The organism is Polaribacter litorisediminis (assembly GCF_019968605.1).
Taxonomy (GTDB): domain Bacteria; phylum Bacteroidota; class Bacteroidia; order Flavobacteriales; family Flavobacteriaceae; genus Polaribacter; species Polaribacter litorisediminis.
This window is the reverse complement of record NZ_CP082966.1, coordinates 3,387,027-3,407,584: the sequence shown is the minus strand read 5'-3', so window position 1 is coordinate 3,407,584 and position 20,558 is coordinate 3,387,027. Positions and strand designations below refer to the sequence as shown.

Sequence of the window (20,558 nt, the reverse complement as noted above, 5' to 3'; positions counted from 1 at the left end):
AAAGCGGTTACTTCTAAAAATATATCAAGATTACGTTTGACAAAGGAGCATGCTTCCTTGCTACAAAAGAGTTCTCCTTTGTCAAAAAGAAAACCAATTTGGCAACAGAAATATAGTGCTCCAAAAGAAATTTTAACTGAAGAACAATTACAGAATACAACAAAATATATTCAAACAAATAGGAATAAGCATAAACTTAAACCTCATAATCAAGTTTTACAACAAATTATTGATGATATGTGTCTCTATAAGTAGTTGTGAAGAATGCTTTCTAGTTAAATTTTTCTTCATAAAATAAATTTATTGATTTAATAGGAACATTTACAATTAATTAACTAAATGATCAACCAAGTGAAAAAACTAAACAATAATATATTTTCACTAATTGCTTTATTTCTTCTTTTAGGAATCTATTCCTGTAAAAATGAAAATGAAGCTAAAGTTGATATGCTTTTTTTAGAGTTTGAAAAGTACGAATTGTAAAACGGCTTGCAAGTTGTTTTATATCAAGATAAATGAAACCAGTAAAGCAATAAATATTTTATTAGTTTGATTGATTACGTTTTGAGTGAAATTATATCGAAAATAAATCATTAAAAAAGTGCGATGAAAATCGCACTTTTTTGTTTGTAAAAAAAAAGTAGAGCCAAAACATCAATTTTCCGTAAATTTATGGTCAATAATTTAATAAATTAATCAATGGGAATTCCGGACGAATATAAAATTACTTCACTTGTTAATCAAAATACATATTTAGTTGGTGGCGAATTAAAAGAATGGAAAGGTGTGCATGCAGAAGTATTTTCAACTATTTCATCAACAGAAGATTATAAGCCAACTTTACTTGGTACAGTTCCAGATTTAACGGCAGAAGAAGGTATTGAAGCTTTAAATGCCGCTGCTAAAGCTTACGATCGTGGCCAAGGTTTATGGCCAACCATGAAAGTAGAAGGTAGAATTGCAGCCATGGAGAAGTTTGTAATTCAGATGAAAACCAAAAGAGCAGAAATTGTAAAATTGTTGATGTGGGAAATTGGTAAAACTTTACCAGATTCGCAAAAGGAATTCGATAGAACCGTAGAATATATTTACGATACTATTGAAGATTACAAACAAATGGACAGAAATTCTGCAAAGTTTGAAAAACATAGCGGTGTTCATGCACATATTAGAAGAGGTCCGTTAGGAGTTGTTTTATGTTTAGGACCTTATAACTATCCTTTAAATGAAACTTTTGCTTTGTTAATTCCTGCTTTAATGATGGGAAATACAGCTATTTTTAAGCCAGCAAAACATGGAGTTTTATTATTATCTCCTTTGTTAGAAGCATTTCAGAACAGTTTTCCTGCAGGTGTGGTAAATATTATTTATGGGAGAGGAAGAACATTAGCAACACCTATTATGAAAACAGGTCTTGTAGATGTTTTAGCCTTGATTGGGAATAGTAAATCTGCTAATGCAATTCAAGAAAATCATCCACGGAAAAATAGATTACGGTTGGTGTTGGGGTTAGAAGCTAAAAATCCTGCGATAGTTTTACCAGACGCAGATTTAGATTTGGCTATAGATGAGTGTATTGCAGGAACTACCTCTTTTAACGGGCAGCGCTGTACAGCGTTAAAAATAGTATATGTTCATGAACATATTGTAGATGAATTTAACAAACGTTTTGCCAAGAAAGTAGATGGCTTAAAATTTGGAAATCCATGGGAAGAGGGTGTAAAACTAACACCACTCCCAGAACCTAGTAAACCTGCATATATTCAAGAATTAATTGATGACGCCACTGAAAAGGGAGCGAAAATTATGAATAAAAAAGGAGGAGAGACCACAGAAAACTATATTTTTCCGGCCGTATTATATCCAGTTTCTAAAGATTCTAGAGTTTTTGATGAAGAGCAATTTGGTCCGGTAATTCCGGTAGTTTCTTTTAAAAATATTCAAGAACCTTTAGATGATATGGCAGCTTCAAACTACGGACAACAGGTAAGTATTTTTGGTAGTGAAGTAAAAACACTGGCACCGTTAATAGATACTTTAGTAAATTTAGTCTGCCGAGTAAACTTAAATAGTGCCGCACAGCGCGGGCCAGATGTGTATCCGTTTACGGGAAGAAAAGATTCTGCCGTAGCCACCTTAAGCGTGCATGATGCCTTGCGTTCATTTTCTATTAGAACTTTTGTGGCTTCTAAAGATACCGTCTATAACAATGCCATTTTACAAGAATTATTAGACAAAAAGGCTTCTAATTTTATAAGTACAGATTATATTTTATAGTGAAATCCTTATTTTAAGAGTATAAAAAAACCGTTATAATTTAATTATTGTAACGGTTTTTTAGTTTTTATAAAATAGTATTAATCATTATTTTCCAAGAGGGATTACAATCAATCCAGAAAATTTTTCAGAGAAATTGATAACAGCTTTGTCTGCTTCTAACTTTGTTTTGTAATTGCCCACTAGAACTTTCCAATCAGGTTTGTCATATTCAAGTTTTGTGAATTCACCCGGATAGGTAACTTTAAATTTACTCTGTATGCTTCTAGCATTGGTTTCATTACCATAATAAATTTGAATTCTGTAACCGTATCCATAAGTGCTATTAAATGATCTTTTTTTTGCGATTAATTTTTTAATTTCACTGCTACTATTTGTGGCATTCTGACCAAAAAATTCACTTGTACCAATACCTAAAAGAAAAACTAAAAAAACTAAAAAAGTATTATTTTTCATAAGAATTATTTTTACAAAAATAACGACTACGTTTAGAATATGTTGAGTATTCTCCTTATTTATAACGATTATAAATTAATATTTAACCGTCTTTTCCTTTTTAAAATTTTAGCAATATGTACTACTTTTGACAAACTGTTCAAAAAGCGTTTTTTGAGCTATTTTATACACGATACTAAAAATAGTTTGTAAATATGAAAAGTGTAGCGTTACACAGTAGTTTAATCAAAATTCTTTTAAAGAGTTTTACAGTCATTCTGTTTTTTGCTTTTACTCTATCGTCTCACTCGCAAGAAATAGATGAAGCACGTCAAAAAGAAGGTAGAAAGTTGTTCAAATCTTTATGTGCATCTTGCCATAAATTAGACAAGAAATTAGTAGGACCGATGCTTGGTGGTGTCGAAGAAAGAAGAGAAAATTCTTGGTTAATTGCTTGGATTAAAAACAATGCTGAATTAAGAGCTTCCGGCGACAGAGATGCGATTGCAATCTATGAAGAATACAATGGCTCTGCGATGTCTGCGTTTCCGCAGTTAAGCGATCAGCAAATCAATGATATTTTATATTACACCACGGTTGGTGACCCTGTAAAAAAAGTTGCAGCAGGTGAGGTGGCTTTAGATGGAGGTGCAGGAACAGGCGGTGGAGATGCCCCTAAATGGATCATTTATTTATTGGCAGCGGCAATTATTGTGGCTTTCTTAATGATTGCTGGTTTATTGAAGCAGGTCAACGAATTAAAAGGAAATACAGCGCCAGGTCAAAAATCGAATGTAAGAAGAGATTTACATGAGCTTTGGGAAGGCTTGAAAGCAAACACTTTCTTAAAAGTTTTATCCACAATATTTATTTTGTTGATGGGTGCTTATGTCGGTTTTGGAACTATTTTTAAAGTAGGGGTTAATGAGGGGTATTCTCCTTTGCAGCCTATCGCATTTTCTCATAAAATTCATGCAGGCGAAAATAAGATTGATTGTCAATATTGTCATTCATCCGCGAAACACAGTAAACACTCTGGTATTCCTTCCGTAAATGTTTGTATGAATTGCCACATGAATATCGCAGAAGTAGCAGAAGGTACTGTTGTAGAATGGGATGGAGTAACCTATGGCAAGCAAGAATTAGATAAAGAAATTGCTAAAATTTACGATGCTGCCGGTTGGGATCCTGAATTGTTAGAATATACAGGAGATACAAAACCAATTAAATGGATTCGTCTTCATAATTTACCTGATTTCGCATACTTTAATCACTCACAGCATGTAAAAGTTGGAGGATTAGAGTGTCAGAAATGTCATGGTCCTGTGGAAGAAATGGATGAAATGTATCAATTTTCTCCTTTAACAATGGGTTGGTGTATTAATTGTCACAGAGAAACAAATGTTGATTTGAAAGGGAATGAATATTACGAGAAAATCCATAAAGAATTGGCAGAAAAATATGATGTTGAGCAAGTTACTATTGCGCAATTGGGTGGTTTAGAATGTGGTAAATGTCACTATTAATTAAGAGATTCAAATATTAAAAGATTCGAAGGATTATTTTAAAATCTTTTAATCAATAAATAATAAATAAACAATGGCTTCAAACAAAAAATACTGGAAAAGTGTTGAGGAACTAAAAGGTAGTTCTATTGTTGAAACGATGAATAAAAATGAATTTGTTGAAGAAATTCCAACAGATGAGTTTTTAGGTGATAAAGAAACATTAGAGAATTCATCTACTTCGCGTAGAGATTTTTTGAAGTATGTTGGTTTTACCACTGCGGCAGCTTCATTGGCTGCTTGTGAAGGTCCGGTTAGAAAATCGATTCCTTATGTTGTAAAACCTAATGATATTATTGCAGGTGTGGCTGATTGGTACGCAACTTCAATGGCAGACGGTTATGATTTTGCAAACGTGTTAGTAAAAACACGTGAAGGTCGTCCTATTCAAATTATGCCAAATAAAGAGGCAAACGGAACCACAAGTGCTAGAGTTCAGGCTTCTGTACTTTCTTTATATGATGAGAAGTTACGAATCAAAGAGCCAACAAAAAATAAAGAAGTAATTGGTTGGAATCAGGCTGATGATGAAATAAAAAGAGCTTTAACGAACTTAAAAAATAGTAACAAACCTGTTGTTTTATTAACAGGCACTATGGCAAGTCCGTCTACTTCTAAAATTGTTGAAGAATTTATAGTTGCATATCCAAATGCAAAACATATTGTATATGATGCAGTTTCAGAATCTGGTGCTGCAGATGCAATGATGGCAATGTATGGCAAACGTACTTTGCCTAAGTATCATTTAGATAAAGCTAAAACAATTGTTTCTTTTGGAGCAGATTTTTTAGGAGATTTTCATGGAGGTTTTGAGAAGGCTTACATCAATGGTAGAAAACCAGCTGCTGGTCACATGTCTTATCATGTTCAGTTTGAAAGTAATATGTCTTTAACTGGAGCAAACTCAGATAAAAGAGTGGTTGTAAAACCTTCGGATCAAGTTTTTGCTTTGTTAAATTTATACAAGTACATTACCGGTGAAAACGTTTCTTCTAAAGCGACTCCTGTAGATGCAGAAGTGAAGAAAATGGCTTCTGAATTAAGAAAGTCAGGTTCTAAAGGAGTTGTTTTAACAGGATTAAACGATAAAAATGCACAATTAATTGCTTTGGCAATTAACAAAGCAATTGGTAGTGAAGTTATTGACACGAACAATACATTAAACATCCGTCAAGGAAACGATGCTGAGGTTGCTCAATTGGTATCCGATATGAAAGCTGGTAAAGTTGCAGGTTTAATTTCATACAATGTAAATCCGGTGTATTCTTTATCAAGTGCGGCTGATTTTACAGAAGGTTTGAAAAAAGTTTCTTTAAAAGTAGCGTTATCAACCGAAAATAATGAAACGGTGGATGCAATGGAATATGCTTTACCGACACCACACTTTTTAGAATCTTGGGGAGATGCTCAATTCGATCAAGTTACGTATGGTTTAATGCAGCCAACAATTCAGCCATTATTTAATACACGTCAATTTCAAGATATAATATTAAGTTTATCAGGTAATTCAGTAAAATATTACGATTATTTGAAAGTTTTTGCTTTAGAAAATATTCTAAATGGAGCTTCTTGGAACAAAGCTTTACATAATGGGTTCTTTAAAAGAGAAGTTATTGAAGAGGTAATAATTGAAGAGGAAGAAGCTGAAGTTGAATCTGTGGTTATTAGTTCAGTAGCGGCAGCATTAGTAAAAGATACAAAGTCATCAGATTTTGAACTAAACTTATATACGAAGACTGGTTTAGGGGATGGTAAGCAAGCGAATAATCCTTGGTTACAAGAATTTCCAGATCCAATAACAAGAACATCTTGGGATAATTATTTAACCATGTCCCCAGCAGATGGGAAAGCGTTAGGTTTTGAAAATCCTGTTCAAGATAACGGTGCAATTAATGGAAATTATGCAAAGGTATCTGTTAATGGTAAAGAAGTTGTAGTTCCTGTAATGATTCAACCTGGTCAGGCTAAAGGTTCTTTAGGTTTATCTTTAGGTTTTGGTAGAACTTTTGGTTTAAAAGAAGAAATGCAAGTGGGTGTAAATGCATATGCATTATACACAAACTCGAATAATATACAATACGGAGTTAACATAGAAAAAGTTGAGGGTACTCATAAGTTTGCTTGTACACAAGTGCAAAAAACAATTGCAGGTCGTCACGATATTTTAAAAGTTGCTTCTTTAAAAGAATACAATACAATAGCACCTAAAGATCACGAGCATGGTTGGAATAAACCATCTTATGTTTCTTACGATCATAAAGAGGTAGAAGCGAATACAATTGATTTGTGGGATGAGCATAACAGAGAGATGGGTCATCACTTTAACCTATCTATCGATCTAACATCTTGTACAGGTTGTGGCGCTTGTGTAGTGGCTTGTCATGCAGAAAATAATGTTCCTGTTGTTGGTAAGAACGAAGTAAGAGTTGGTAGAGATATGCACTGGTTGCGTATTGATAGATATTATTCATCGGAAGTAGAAACTCGAGAAGACGCAAAAGAATTAGGATTAGGAATTGCGGCAACCTACGAAGGATTAGAGACGGAAGCAGAAAATCCAGAGGTTACTTTTCAGCCAATGATGTGTCAGCACTGTAATCATGCTCCTTGTGAGACTGTTTGTCCTGTTGCTGCAACAACACATGGTCGTCAAGGTCAAAATCAAATGACTTATAACAGATGTGTAGGTACTAGATATTGTGCAAACAACTGTCCATATAGAGTTCGTCGTTTTAATTGGTTTAAATATTCAGACAATAATGAGTTTGATTTCAATATGAACAACCAATATGGTAAAATGGTGTTAAACCCAGATGTAGTAGTTCGTTCTAGAGGAGTTATGGAAAAATGTTCGATGTGTATTCAGTTAACACAGGCAACAATTCTAAAGGCTAAAAAAGAAGGAAGAGCAGTGAATACAGATGAATTTGAAACAGCATGTTCGTCAGCTTGTACCACTGGAGCACTAGTTTTTGGTGATGTAAATAATAAAGAAGATCAAGTAGCTGCTTTAGCAGAAGATAAAAGAGCTTATAATGTATTAGATTACTTGCAGACGAAACCTAATGTAATCTATCAAGTGAAAATTAAGAATACAAACGAAGCGTAATTAAAATTAAGGTATAAAATATGTCTCATTACGAAGCACCCATAAGGGAACCTTTAGTATTAGGTGATAAGAGCTATCACGATATTACCGAAGACATTGTTAAGCCTATAGAGGGTAAGGCAAATAAGAATTGGTACATGGCGTTTTACATTTCTTTAGCAGCAATGTTATGGGGATTTGGCTGTATCTTTTACACTGTAGGAACAGGTATTGGAGTTTGGGGATTAAACAAGAACATTGGTTGGGCTTGGGATATTACAAACTTTGTATGGTGGGTAGGTATCGGTCACGCAGGAACATTAATCTCTGCGGTACTTTTATTATTCCGCCAAAAATGGAGAATGGCGATAAACCGTTCTGCAGAAGCAATGACAATTTTTGCAGTTTTTCAAGCAGGATTGTTCCCAATTATTCACATGGGAAGACCCTGGAATGCTTATTGGGTATTACCACTTCCGAATCAATTTGGATCGTTATGGGTAAACTTTAACTCTCCTTTATTGTGGGATGTATTTGCAATTTCTACTTATTTATCCGTTTCACTAGTTTTTTGGTGGACAGGTTTATTACCAGATTTTGCCATGATTCGTGATAGAGCAGTAAAGCCTTTCCAAAAGAAAATATATGCTTTGTTATCATTTGGTTGGTCTGGTAGAGCAAAAGATTGGCAACGTTTTGAAGAAGTATCTTTAGTGTTAGCTGGTTTAGCAACACCACTTGTACTTTCTGTACACACCATTGTATCGATGGACTTTGCTACTTCTATTAATCCAGGTTGGCATTCAACAATATTTCCACCTTATTTTGTTGCCGGAGCAATCTTTTCAGGTTTTGCGATGGTGCAAACATTATTAGGTATAATGCGTAAAGTTACTAATTTAGAGGATTACATTACACGTATGCACATTGAGTATATGAACATTGTAATTATTTTAACAGGAGGTATTGTGGCTGTAGCCTATGCAACTGAATTTTTCATAGCATGGTACACGGGCTCACCTTATGAAAATTATACATATTTATCTGTAGGTGCTGCAACGGGGCCTTATGCTTGGGCTTTTTATTCGCTCTTATTTTTTAATATCTTAACACCTCAATTGTTGTGGTTTAAGAAAATTAGAAGAAGTTTTATTTGGACTTTTATCATCTCTATATTTATTAACATCGGGATGTGGTTTGAGCGTTTTGATATTATAGCGATTGTATTAAGTAAAGGACATTTACCGTCTACTTGGTGGCGTTTTGAACCTACGTTTGTAGATGTCGGTATCTTTATAGGAACCATCGGATTCTTCTTTGTGTTATTTTTATTATATGCAAGAACATTCCCTGTGATAGCACAAGCAGAAGTAAAAACAATATTAAAATCTTCTGGTGAATTTTACAAGAAGAGAAGCGAACAAGGAATACCTACAAAGCCAGCAATTGTTTTGTTGAATGACAATAAAGGTGAAGATAAGGCTGATAAAAATAAAAAAGGATAATTATGGAATCATCAAAAGTTATTCATGCATTTTACAATGATGATGAAATTTTGCTAGACGCAGTAAAAGCAGTAAAGGCAGAGCACCATCACATAGAAGAAGTATTTTGTCCATTTCCAGTTCATGGTTTAGACAAAGCCATGGGATTAGCGCCAACAAGATTAGCAATTACTGCTTTCTTTTACGGGATAACAGGATTATCTTTCGCTATTTGGATGACAAATTATATGATGATTCAAGATTGGCCTCAAGATATCGGTGGTAAACCAAGTTTTTCTTGGTTGGAGAACATGCCAGCATTTGTGCCAATTATGTTTGAATTAACAGTGTTTTTTGCAGCTCACTTAATGGTTATTACTTTTTATATGAGAAGTAGAATTTGGCCATTCAAAGAAGCTGAAAATCCAGATCCTAGAACTACAGACGATCATTTTTTAATGGAAATTCCTGTAAAAAATAATGTAGACGAGTTAACTACATTATTAACAAAAACAGGAGCTGTAGAAATTAATGTAGTAGATAAGCACTAAAATATAGATAATGAAGAGTATAAAATTAATTATCGCTTTACTGTTTTTTGTAAGTATTATTTCTTGCAATAATAAAAGAACACCACAGGTTGAGTATATGCCAGACATGTATGTTTCTGTGCCTTATGATACAGATGATGCCGAAGGTTTAAATGGTAAACCAGTAAATAGTAAGCCTGTTGCAGGGACAATTCCTAAAGGAGGACATCCTGCTTATGATATTGCGAATACACCAGAGGGTTATGACAAAGCAAAGACCGAATTAATGAATCCTTTAGAATTAACTGAAGAGAATTTAGAAAACGGGAAGGCGATGTATGAAATTTATTGCATCTCTTGTCATGGTAAAAAAGGCGATGGAAACGGTTATTTGTCACAGGCAGAAAAATTTGAAGGAATTCCAAATTATAAAGACAGAGATATTACTGCAGGTAGTATTTATCACGTATTGATTCATGGTAGAAATCTAATGGGTTCCCATTCAGGTCAATTGACTTATAACGAACGTTGGCAAGTTGTTCACTATGTTGAAAAATTGCGTTCGGATTTATTAAAATAATTACATAAAGATAGAATACGAAAGATATGTATCAATTCTCGGGTAAATTAAAAATGTTATCGTTTGCACTAATTCTTATTGGAGCAATAGGTATAGGCGTGGGCTTTTATAATGCTCCAAGTTCTGTTGAAGATGTAAAGGAAATGATGTCTCATGAAGCCTCATCCCATGTGGATGATCATGCAGGAGCTAATAATCATGCAGTTGCAGGCGATCATAAAGAGGAAAGCCATGTTGCTGCTACTGTTGAACATGTGGAACATGCAGATAATGGATCAGAAGATCATGGTGTAAGTCATGAAGATGCGCATGCGGAGCATGTTTTTCATCAACTACAAAATAGACCTTGGTCAGCTTTATATGTTTCTTTATTTTTCTTTTTAGGAGTTACTTTGTTAGTGTTGGCTTTTTATGCTTCGCAAAGAGTAGCGCAGTCAGCTTGGTCGGTAGTTTTGTTTAGGGTGATGGAGGCGATTACAGCAAATTTAGTACCGGTTTCTATTATTATGATATTGGTTATTTTATCAGCATCTGTATTGCATTGGAACCATATGTTTGTATGGATGACTGAAGGCACATTCGATCCGTCAAGCCCAAATTACGATGCAATTGTTGATGGAAAATCTTGGTGGATTAATACTCCAGGATGGACAATTAGAAGTATTATTTATCTATTAATTTGGAATGCTTATCGATGGTTTATTCGAAAGAATTCTATCGCAGAAGATACGGCAAATGATGGTTATAAAACGTATAAGAAAAATTATAATGTATCGGTAGGTTTTTTGTTTTTGTTTATGATTACAGAAACTATGATGTCTTGGGATTGGATTATGGGTCTTGATCCGCATTGGTTTTCAACTTTATTTGGTTGGTATGTATTAGCTAGTTTGTTGGTAAGTGCATTAACGGTCATTGCTTTTGTAACGATTTATTTACGATCTAAAGATGCTTTACCTGGAGTAAATGATAGCCATATTCATGATTTAGCGAAATTTATGTTTGGTTTCTCTGTATTTTGGACTTATTTGTGGTTCTCCCAATTTATGTTGATTTGGTATGCAGATATTCCTGAAGAGACTACTTATTTCGTTGCACGTTTTGAAGAGTATAAAGTGCCATTTTTAGCCATGGTAGCTATGAATTTTGTTTTTCCAATATTGTTATTATTGAATAGTGATTATAAAAGTATACCTTGGTTTGTGGTCATCGGTGGAATCGTAATTCTTTGTGGTCATTACGTAGATGTTTTCGTTATGGTGATGCCGGCTACCGTAGGAAGTCAGTGGTATTTCGGAATTCCCGAGTTTGGTGCTTTACTGTTTTTTCTAGGTATTTTTATATTCACAGTATTCAGTGCATTTGCGAAAGCAAATCCAGTACCAAAAGGTAATCCTTTCTTGAAAGAAAGTGAGCATTTCCATTACTATAATATCGAACACAGAGGAGAAGGTTCGGGAGATCATCATTAATAAATTAAGATTTAAATAATTAAGAAAAGATATATATGTTAGCTCTATTTTATATTTTTATAGGCGTTGCAATAGGTGTAAGTTTTTGGCAAATTACACGGATTTTAGATTTTAGAGGAGTAATAGCAAACGATAAGGATAACTCTAAACAAGGAAAGTATGCACTATATTTTATGGTGTTCTTATATGCGATGATGATTTATTGTTTAATTGCAATGAATGTTTTAATGTTGCCAGAAGCTGCCTCAGTAGAAGGAGAGCACGATGATAGATTATTCGACATGACCTTCTGGTTGATCGGTATTGTTCAATTTTTCATGCAGTTTTTAATCTTTTATTTTACTTTTAAATACAGAGGAAACGAGGCAAACAAAGCAAAGTTTTATGCTGATAGCCATAAATTAGAACTGATTTGGACGGTTACTCCAGCTATTGTTTTAGTTGTTTTAATTGGATATGGTTTATGGCAGTGGAATAATATTATGGATTTGTCTGATGAAGATGCTGTTGTTATCGAGGTATATTCTCAACAATTTAGATGGGATGCTCGGTATGCAGGAGAGGACAATACATTAGGATTAGGAAATGTAAACTATATTAAAGGTATTAATACCATGGGAGTCGATATGTCGGATAAAAACTCCCAGGATGATAAGCAAGTAACAGAATTATATTTACCAAAAGGTAGAAAAATACATTTTAAGTTCCGTTCTCAAGATGTGTTGCACTCGGCATATATGCCTCACTTTAGAGCACAAATGAATTGTGTTCCTGGTATGGTTACTGAGTTTGGGTTTACACCTAAGTACACTACAGAAGAGATGAGACAACAGCCAGAAGTTATGGCAAAAACGAAGGGCATTAATAAAATTAGGAGTGCTAAAGGTGAAGATCTGTACGAATTTGATTATTTAATACTTTGTAATAAAATTTGTGGAGCATCTCACTACAGTATGCAAATGAAAATTACGGTTGTAGAACAGGAAGAATATGATAAATGGCTTGCACTTCAACCAACTTTGGCTTCAGTTATTCAATAAGAAATAAAATACACACTACAAATAAATACAATTATGTCAGAACATCATAAAGAAACATTTGTAACAAAATATATTTTTAGTCAAGATCATAAAATGATTTCTAAACAATTCTTGGTAACAGGTATGTTCATGGGAGTTATTGCTGTGTTAATGTCTATGTTATTTAGGTTACAACTGGCTTGGCCAGACACATCATTTTCAATTATAGAAGCCTTTTTAGGACCGCACCAAACAGATGGTGTAATGAGCCCTGATATTTATTTGGCTTTAGTAACTATTCATGGAACTATAATGGTCTTTTTCGTATTAACGGCGGGCTTAAGTGGTACTTTTTCAAATCTATTAATTCCTTTACAAATTGGAGCACGAGATATGGCATCAGGTTTTTTAAATATGGTGTCTTATTGGTTATTCTTTTTGTCAAGTATTATCATGCTGTTTTCATTGTTTGTGGAGGCAGGTCCAGCATCAGCAGGATGGACGGTTTATCCTCCATTGAGTGCATTACCGCAGGCAATTCCTGGTTCTGGTACAGGTATGACATTATGGTTGGTTTCTATGGCGATATTTATTGCATCTTCTTTAATTGGTGCACTTAATTATATCGTTACCGTGCTTAATTTAAGAACAAAGGGAATGAAAATGACAAGATTACCATTAACAATTTGGGCATTCTTTATCACTGCTATTATTGGAGTGGTTTCTTTTCCGGTTTTGTTATCGGCTTCATTACTATTAATGTTTGATAGATCCTTTGGAACATCCTTTTATTTGTCAGATATATTTATTTCGGGCGAAGTATTGCATTATCAAGGGGGATCACCAGTTTTGTTCGAACACCTATTTTGGTTTCTAGGACATCCAGAGGTATATATCGTTCTGCTTCCTGCTTTAGGAATTACATCAGAAATTATATCAACAAATTCGAGAAAGCCTATTTTTGGATATCGTGCAATGGTAATGTCAATAATGGCAATTGCATTTTTATCCACAATTGTTTGGGGTCACCATATGTTTATTTCCGGAATGAATCCTTTCTTAGGATCTGTGTTTACGTTTACAACGTTATTAATTGCAATTCCGTCAGCGGTAAAAGCGTTTAATTATGTTACAACTTTATGGAAAGGTAATTTGCAGTTAAATCCCGCGATGTTATTTTCAATCGGATTAGTCTCTACTTTCGTAACCGGAGGTTTAACAGGATTAGTTTTGGGAGATTCTGCTTTAGATATCGCTATTCATGACACTTACTTTGTAGTAGCGCATTTCCACTTGGTTATGGGGGTTTCTGCAATATTCGGAATGTACGCTGGTATTTATCATTGGTTTCCTAAAATGTATGGGAGAATGATGAATAAGACATTGGGCTATTGGCATTTTTGGATTACAATAGTTTGTGCTTACGGGGTATTTTGGCCAATGCATTTTATTGGTTTAGCAGGTTTACCACGTAGATATTACTCAAATACAGCATTTCCAATGTTTGACGATTTAGCGGACGTGAATGTGGTAATCACTTTGTTTGCAATAGTTGGTGGCGTCGCTCAGATTATATTTTTAGCAAACTTCTTTATATCAATGTATAGAGGCCAAAAGGCAACACAAAATCCTTGGAAGTCGAATACGTTAGAATGGACTACACCAGTAGAACATATTCATGGAAATTGGCCAGGGAGATTGCCAGAGGTTCATAGATGGGCTTATGATTATAGTAAGCGTGTGGACGCAGAAGATGATGACAGTGATTATCTACATGGTGAAGATTTTGTTTTACAGACAACACCTTTACTAGATGGAGAAGAACCTTCTTAAGGTTTAAGTCTATTTAAAAATATAAAACCTTTTCAAATTTGAAAAGGTTTTTTTGTAAAAAAGTCTTACTCGAAAACTATTTTAAATTCTATTATCTTTGCGCCCGTCAGAAGATATAATTATTTAAATCTATGAATCCTTTTAATATAGATTGGGTAGAAACGATTTTATAGCAATAAGCATAAAAATTTTAAATTATGAGGATGTAATTATATTTATTATTGGTATTAAAAGTAGGTAATGATTTGAAATAAATTTTTTTAATATATATGATATTTTTAAAGCTGTTTTCTTCATTTTAGATTTAAGGGAATCGAAATGTATTTCCTATTTAGTTGCACTTGGTAAATGAAATACGCTTTAATAAAAACTTTTAGCGTATGTATAAGGAAAGAAGTTAACGATTTTAACAGTCCATATTAAAACTCATATGACTTTCAGGTATGTACTATGTTCAATGATTAATAGGTTATATGCTATTATATTGGTTATGTCAACTAGTTATTATTCTTTGGCTATATAGGATTAAGATATTTTCGAATATGTGTATACAAAACTCCGCTATGAATGTACAAAAGAAGAAATATTGTTGATAATATTAATTTTAATTGATGAAGTGTTGATTCGTTATCTAGTCTTTTATGCGCACAATTTTATGAATTGTATGTTCAATGAATTCAACAATAAATTATATCGCTTTAATTTTATAAAATTCAATTTTGTTAGTTATATGAATATAGATGGTAGATTTGTTCGTTTTGATTTTAACTTATCAGTTAAAAGGTTATGTTAGAAAATAATAATGCGGCTGCTATCTATTCTGAAGAGGATCATGATTCATTTAATATACGGGCAGAAGTTGAAAAATACTTTTCGTATTACAAATGGTTTTTGTTATCAGTTGTGCTAACTGTAATTTACGGATTTTTAAATTTAAAATATACGCCAAGAATTTATGAGGTGTCAACAACCATTTTGATAAATGATAAGGATTCTGGAGGAGGGCAGAGCGAACTCTCTGCTTTTCAGGATCTAGGAGTAATGAGTGACATGAGGTCTTCTTTCGATAATGAATTGGGTATTCTTAGGTCTAAAGATTTGGTTGCACAAGTCGTAAAAGATTTAAAACTCAACGTTACTTACTATAAAAAAAACTTAATTAGAGAATATGAGGTGGATAAAGATGTTTTGCCTTTTAAGATAAATTTTTTAACTAAAGACTCAATATTAAATTCAGAAACCTGTTCATTTAAAGTCATACCAATTTCTAAAACGCAATTTTCGTTAGAAGATTCTGGTGAAGAATCTATTGGGGAGTTTACTTATGGTGCAACAATCACCATTGATAAAATTAAATTTATTTTAACCCCTACGAAATCTGAATTTTCTAATTATAATGACGGATACAGAGTTGCTATTCGGTCAATCGAATCAGTGGCAGGTCAACTAAAAAAGACTATTAGTATTGAGCCAGCTGATGTAAAATCTAGTTTGGTTAAACTAAGTATGCAACACGGTATAAAACAAAAAGCAAAAAATATTCTCTATAGCTTGGTAAAAAAGTATAATCAAAATGCCATAATTGATAAAAATGCCATCGCTGTAAAGACCAATGATTTTATAAAAGAAAGATTGGTTGTCATTACAAAAGATCTATCTCTTCTGGATAGGAATGTTGAATCATTTATGATCGTTAATGAAATAACGGATGTTCAAAAGGAAGCTGAGATGGCGTTGTCTTCTAATTCTAGCATAGAAGAAAGTATTGTAGACATAAATACACAGCTAAAACTAATATCTTATGTATCGTCTTATATTAAAAATAACTTTGATGATTTAATTCCTGAGAATTTAGGGTTATCTGATAACTCTTTTGCTTCATCTACACAGATTTATAATGAATTGTTATTAGAGCGAAAACGAATTAAGAAAAGCTCTGGGATGAGGAATCCAATACTTATTAATTTAGATTCAGAGTTGAAAAACATAAGGGAAAGTATGTTACAAAGTTTGGTGAATTTAGAGTCTTCCTTAAATATTTCTTTAAAATCTCTAAAAACAAGAGAAAAGTTGATGGGTTCAAAGATTCAATCGGTTCCTAAACAAGAACGAGAGTACAGAGATTTGAGACGTCGACAACAAATTATAGAAACATTGTATTTGTATTTGCTACAAAAAAGGGAAGAAAATTCTATTAGTTTGGCAGCTACTACTCCTAATGCAAAAATTATTGAGAGTGTTTATGGTAGTAATAGTCCAGTAAATATTAATCCTAAAAAAGTATATTCTCTTTCACTTATAGTAGGTTTTGGAATACCATTTATCATTATATTTATTATTCTTGCATTAGATACTAAAATACACAATATTGAAGATTTGGAAAGGGAACTTAAAATGCCAATCCTTGGTAATATCCCAAAAACAGCATTAGGAAACAAGTTTAATATTATATCTAAAGATGATGAAAGTTTTGTAGCCGAAGCCTTTCGTTTGTTCCGAACCAATCTAAACTTTATGCTGGGCGTTCAAAGCGGTCCAAAATCAATTTTTATAACGAGTACAATAAGTCAAGAAGGCAAAACTTTTACGACAATAAATTTAGCGACAGTATTAGTTTTGGCTAATAAAAAAGTGTTGGTTGTTGGGGCGGATATTAGAAAACCTAAGTTGGCAACTTATTTAAATGTACCAGTACAGAATGGATTAACTCATTTTTTAATGGATACAAGTTTAGAAGTAAAAAATACAATACAACATGTAGAATCTACAGGTTTTGATATGATACAAGCAGGTGTAAATGCTCCAAATCCAGCAGAATTATTGATGAATGGTCGTTTTAAAGAGATATTGGAATACGGTAAAGAACATTATGATTATGTGGTGGTAGATACACCTCCTGTAAATATTGTTGCGGATACTTTGTTATTAAGCGAAAATAAACCTGATTTAGTAATCTATGTGGTTCGTGCTAATTATTTGGATAAACGGTTATTGAAAATTCCAAAGAAAATGTACGAAGAAAAACGTTTGCCCAATATGGCACTATTAATCAATGGAACAGACTTAAGGAAAGGCTATGGCTATGCCTATGGTTATGGTTATGGTTATGGTGCTGAGAGTGAGGGATTACGGAAAGGTTGGTATAAAAAAATATTAAAAAAAATAAATATAATTTAGCTGTTCAATATGCTTATCGTTTTTAGAAAAAGGAGACGTCTATGCCTATAGTTGTAACTTTTTGGTAAAATACTACAAAAATACAGATAGTCGCATGATCGCGTAAACGTTTAGATACTGAAAATGATGGAAGTGAATATTTTGAATATGCAAAATTTGCTCTACAAACAATATTTTTACTAAAAGGCGAATAATCTTACTAATTATTATAAGTAGTACATAACATAAAACCTTTCCAAAATTTGGAAAGGTTTTATGTTATGTAACAAAACTTACGTGGCATCTATTTTAAAATCTATTATCTTTGTTTTATGAACGAAAACTTAAATCCTGAGAATAGTAATTTGTCTAATGAAGATTTAGATGTAGAAAAAAAATTGCGACCGCTTTCTTTTGAGGATTTCTCAGGACAAAATCAAGCAATTGATAATTTAAAAATTTTCGTAGAGGCAGCAAATCAAAGAGGAGAGGCGCTAGATCATACTTTATTTCACGGGCCTCCAGGTTTAGGGAAAACAACATTGGCTCATATTTTAGCAAATGAATTGCAAGTCGGAATTAAAGTTACTTCTGGACCAGTTTTAGACAAACCTGGAGATTTGGCAGGTTTGCTTACAAACCTCGACGAACGAGATGTACTTTTTATTGATGAAATTCATCGACTAAGTCCTATTGTAGAGGAATATTTGTACTCTGCTATGGAAGATTATAAGATTGATATCATGATTGAATCTGGGCCAAATGCACGTACCGTTCAAATCAATTTAGAACCTTTTACCTTAATCGGTGCAACAACCCGTTCAGGATTACTAACGGCACCCATGAGAGCTCGTTTCGGTATAAGTAGTCGTTTGCATTATTATTCAACAGAATTATTAACAACCATTATACAAAGAAGCTCATATATTTTAGGAGTTCCTATTTCTATGGAATCTGCTATAGAGATTGCAGGTAGAAGCAGAGGAACACCAAGAATTGCAAATGCATTGCTGCGCAGAGTTAGAGATTTTGCTCAAATAAAAGGCGATGGAAATATCACGATAGAAATTGCAAAATATGCGTTGAAAGCCCTAAATGTAGATGCACATGGTTTAGACGAGATGGATAATAAAATTTTAGTAACCATCATTGATAAATTTAAAGGAGGTCCTGTAGGTTTAAGTACAATTGCAACCGCAGTTTCTGAAAATACAGAGACCATTGAAGAAGTATATGAACCTTTTTTAATTCAGCAAGGTTTTATTATGAGAACACCAAGAGGAAGAGAAGTTACAGATTTAGCGTATAAACATTTAGGAAGAGTCAAAGGAATAAATCAAGGAGAATTGTTTTAAAGAATTAGATTTAAAGCATATTTCAATAAAAATGAATATAAAAAAAGTAATACCAATTTTAGAATGGTTACCGAACTACAATAAATCTCTTTTTAAGGGAGATTTATTTGCGGGTATAACCGTAGGTATTATTTTAATTCCGCAAGGCATTGCATATGCTTTAATTGCAGGTTTACCTCCAATTTATGGCTTATATTGTGCTTTAGTTCCACAGGTAATGTACGCCATTTTCGGTTCTTCCAGACAAGTTGCCATTGGTCCTGTAGCCATGGATTCTTTAATTGTAGCCACTGGTGTTTCTACTTTAGCTTTAGCAGGATCAGAAAGTTATATTTCAATTGCAATTTTATTGGGTTTATTGGTTGGAACCATACAATTTATTTTAGGTGTTTTTAGTTTAGGTTTTATTGTAAATTTTTTGTCAAAACCAGTAATTACTGGGTTTACATCGGCAGTAGCTTTAATTATTGGCTTCAATCAATTTAGAAATTTATTAGGGGTAGATTTTATTCAAAGCGATCAAATTCAGTATATATTAAAAGATATTTGGCTTCAAATAGCAAAGTATAATGCACACACAAGTATTATTGGTTTAATTTCAGTAATGATCATTATCATTTTAAGAAAGGTAAATAAAAAGATTCCGAATGCACTAATTGTCGTAATACTAGGAATCGTAATTATGAAATATTTTGGATATAGTTTCAACGATGTTGCAATTATAAAAGATATTCCCTCTGGGCTGCCTGTTTTCGGAATTCCAGAATTTGATGTAGACCTCATTAGAGAACTTTTACCAATTGCATTTACTTTAGTAATGGTTGGCTATTTAGAAACTATTTCGATTGGTAAATCTTTAGAAGCCAAGCAAGATGAATATAGAATAAGACCCAATCAAGAATTAATAGCGCTGGGATTGAGTAATATGGTGGGTTCTTTGTTTAAAGCATATCCTTCTGCATCTAGTTTTTCACGATCTGCAATTAATCAAGAGAGTGGTGCAAAAACAGGAATGGCGGCATTAATTTCAGTGGCTATGGTAATAATTACATTGCTTTTTTTAACGCCTCTATTTTATCATCTACCAAAAACAGTATTAGCCGCAATTATTATTGTAGCCGTTTTTGGATTGGTCAATTTTAAAGAAGCTGCCTTTTTATGGAAAGCAAATAATTTAGATTTCTGGTTGATGATGGCAACGTTCTTGGCAACGTTATTGTTGGGTATTGAACACGGAATTATGGTCGGTGTTAGTTTGTCTTTAATTGTATTAATATTCAGAACATCTAGGCCTTATGTTACGGAGCTAGGGAAGGTGCCGAACTCAAACTTTTATAGAAATAAAAACCGTTTTGAAGAAGTAATTATCGATGATGATATTTTAGTGTTTCGATTTGACGCCCAATTATTTTATGCCAATTCAAATTATTTTAGAGATAATTTAGATAATATGGCAGAGAAAAAAGGGAAGGCATTAAAATTGATAGTATTGGATGCAGAAAGCATTAATAGAGTAGATAGTACAGGAGTAGAAATGTTAAAAGAACGCATTAAGTTTTATCAAAAAAAAGAAGTTCAGTTTTATTTTGCAGGCGTAAAAGGCCCTGTTAGAGATGATTTATTTAAAAGTGGAATTTTAGACATTATAGATGTCAATAACTTTTTTATGAGAGCCAACCAAGCTGTAAAATATTACAAAACAGGAGATAGAAAACATCAAGAAAGATATGCAAAATATATACATCAAGCATACAAATAAAATAA

Annotated in this window: 13 protein-coding genes; 12 read left to right on the top strand and 1 reads right to left on the bottom strand. The window is 33.1% G+C overall.

Going from position 1 to position 20,558, the window contains the following annotated elements; all coding sequences use genetic code 11:
- Positions 1-699: 699 nt before the first annotated feature.
- Positions 700-2,277 (top strand): NADP-dependent glyceraldehyde-3-phosphate dehydrogenase, encoded by a 1,578-nt coding sequence (locus K8354_RS14515; RefSeq protein ID WP_223441859.1) that lies wholly within the window; start codon positions 700-702, stop codon positions 2,275-2,277.
- A gap of 87 nt (positions 2,278-2,364) precedes the next feature.
- On the opposite strand, the gene K8354_RS14510 is transcribed toward K8354_RS14515, so the two are convergent.
- The gene (locus K8354_RS14510) at positions 2,365-2,733 is read right to left on the bottom strand and encodes an SPOR domain-containing protein (RefSeq protein ID WP_223441857.1); all 369 of its coding nucleotides are present in this window, start codon (positions 2,731-2,733) and stop codon (positions 2,365-2,367) included.
- Positions 2,734-2,927: 194 nt separating this feature from the next.
- On the opposite strand from K8354_RS14510, the gene K8354_RS14505 reads away from it, so the two are divergent.
- From K8354_RS14505 to K8354_RS14455, 11 genes are all read left to right on the top strand, one after another.
- On the top strand, positions 2,928-4,238 hold the full coding sequence (locus K8354_RS14505) for a c-type cytochrome (protein WP_223441854.1): 1,311 nt from the start codon (positions 2,928-2,930) through the stop codon (positions 4,236-4,238).
- A 73-nt stretch (positions 4,239-4,311) separates the two neighbouring features.
- Entirely contained in the window at positions 4,312-7,386 is a 3,075-nt protein-coding gene (locus K8354_RS14500; protein ID WP_223441851.1) for a TAT-variant-translocated molybdopterin oxidoreductase, read from the top strand.
- Between the two features lie 20 nt (positions 7,387-7,406).
- Positions 7,407-8,870: an NrfD/PsrC family molybdoenzyme membrane anchor subunit gene (gene nrfD, locus K8354_RS14495; protein WP_223441845.1), complete on the top strand. Its 1,464-nt coding sequence runs from the start codon at positions 7,407-7,409 to the stop codon at positions 8,868-8,870.
- A 2-nt stretch (positions 8,871-8,872) separates the two neighbouring features.
- A complete protein-coding gene (locus tag K8354_RS14490; RefSeq protein WP_223441836.1) occupies positions 8,873-9,400 on the top strand; it encodes a DUF3341 domain-containing protein in 528 nt (175 codons plus the stop codon).
- Between the two features lie 10 nt (positions 9,401-9,410).
- On the top strand, positions 9,411-9,959 hold the full coding sequence (locus K8354_RS14485; protein ID WP_223441834.1) for a c-type cytochrome: 549 nt from the start codon (positions 9,411-9,413) through the stop codon (positions 9,957-9,959).
- Between the two features lie 26 nt (positions 9,960-9,985).
- Positions 9,986-11,431 carry a quinol:cytochrome C oxidoreductase gene (locus K8354_RS14480; RefSeq protein WP_223441831.1) on the top strand — a complete coding sequence of 482 codons (1,446 nt, stop codon included), beginning with the start codon at positions 9,986-9,988 and terminating at the stop codon, positions 11,429-11,431.
- A gap of 35 nt (positions 11,432-11,466) precedes the next feature.
- Positions 11,467-12,471: a cytochrome c oxidase subunit II gene (locus K8354_RS14475; RefSeq protein ID WP_223441828.1), complete on the top strand. Its 1,005-nt coding sequence runs from the start codon at positions 11,467-11,469 to the stop codon at positions 12,469-12,471.
- A gap of 33 nt (positions 12,472-12,504) precedes the next feature.
- The gene (locus tag K8354_RS14470; RefSeq protein WP_223441825.1) at positions 12,505-14,283 is read left to right on the top strand and encodes a cytochrome c oxidase subunit I; all 1,779 of its coding nucleotides are present in this window, start codon (positions 12,505-12,507) and stop codon (positions 14,281-14,283) included.
- A gap of 786 nt (positions 14,284-15,069) precedes the next feature.
- Entirely contained in the window at positions 15,070-17,460 is a 2,391-nt protein-coding gene (locus K8354_RS14465) for a GumC family protein (RefSeq protein WP_223441811.1), read from the top strand.
- Between the two features lie 311 nt (positions 17,461-17,771).
- On the top strand, positions 17,772-18,794 hold the full coding sequence (gene ruvB, locus K8354_RS14460) for a Holliday junction branch migration DNA helicase RuvB (protein WP_223441794.1): 1,023 nt from the start codon (positions 17,772-17,774) through the stop codon (positions 18,792-18,794).
- 31 nt (positions 18,795-18,825) lie between these two features.
- A complete protein-coding gene (locus K8354_RS14455; RefSeq protein WP_223441777.1) occupies positions 18,826-20,553 on the top strand; it encodes a SulP family inorganic anion transporter in 1,728 nt (575 codons plus the stop codon).
- The last annotated feature ends 5 nt before the right edge of the window (positions 20,554-20,558 follow it).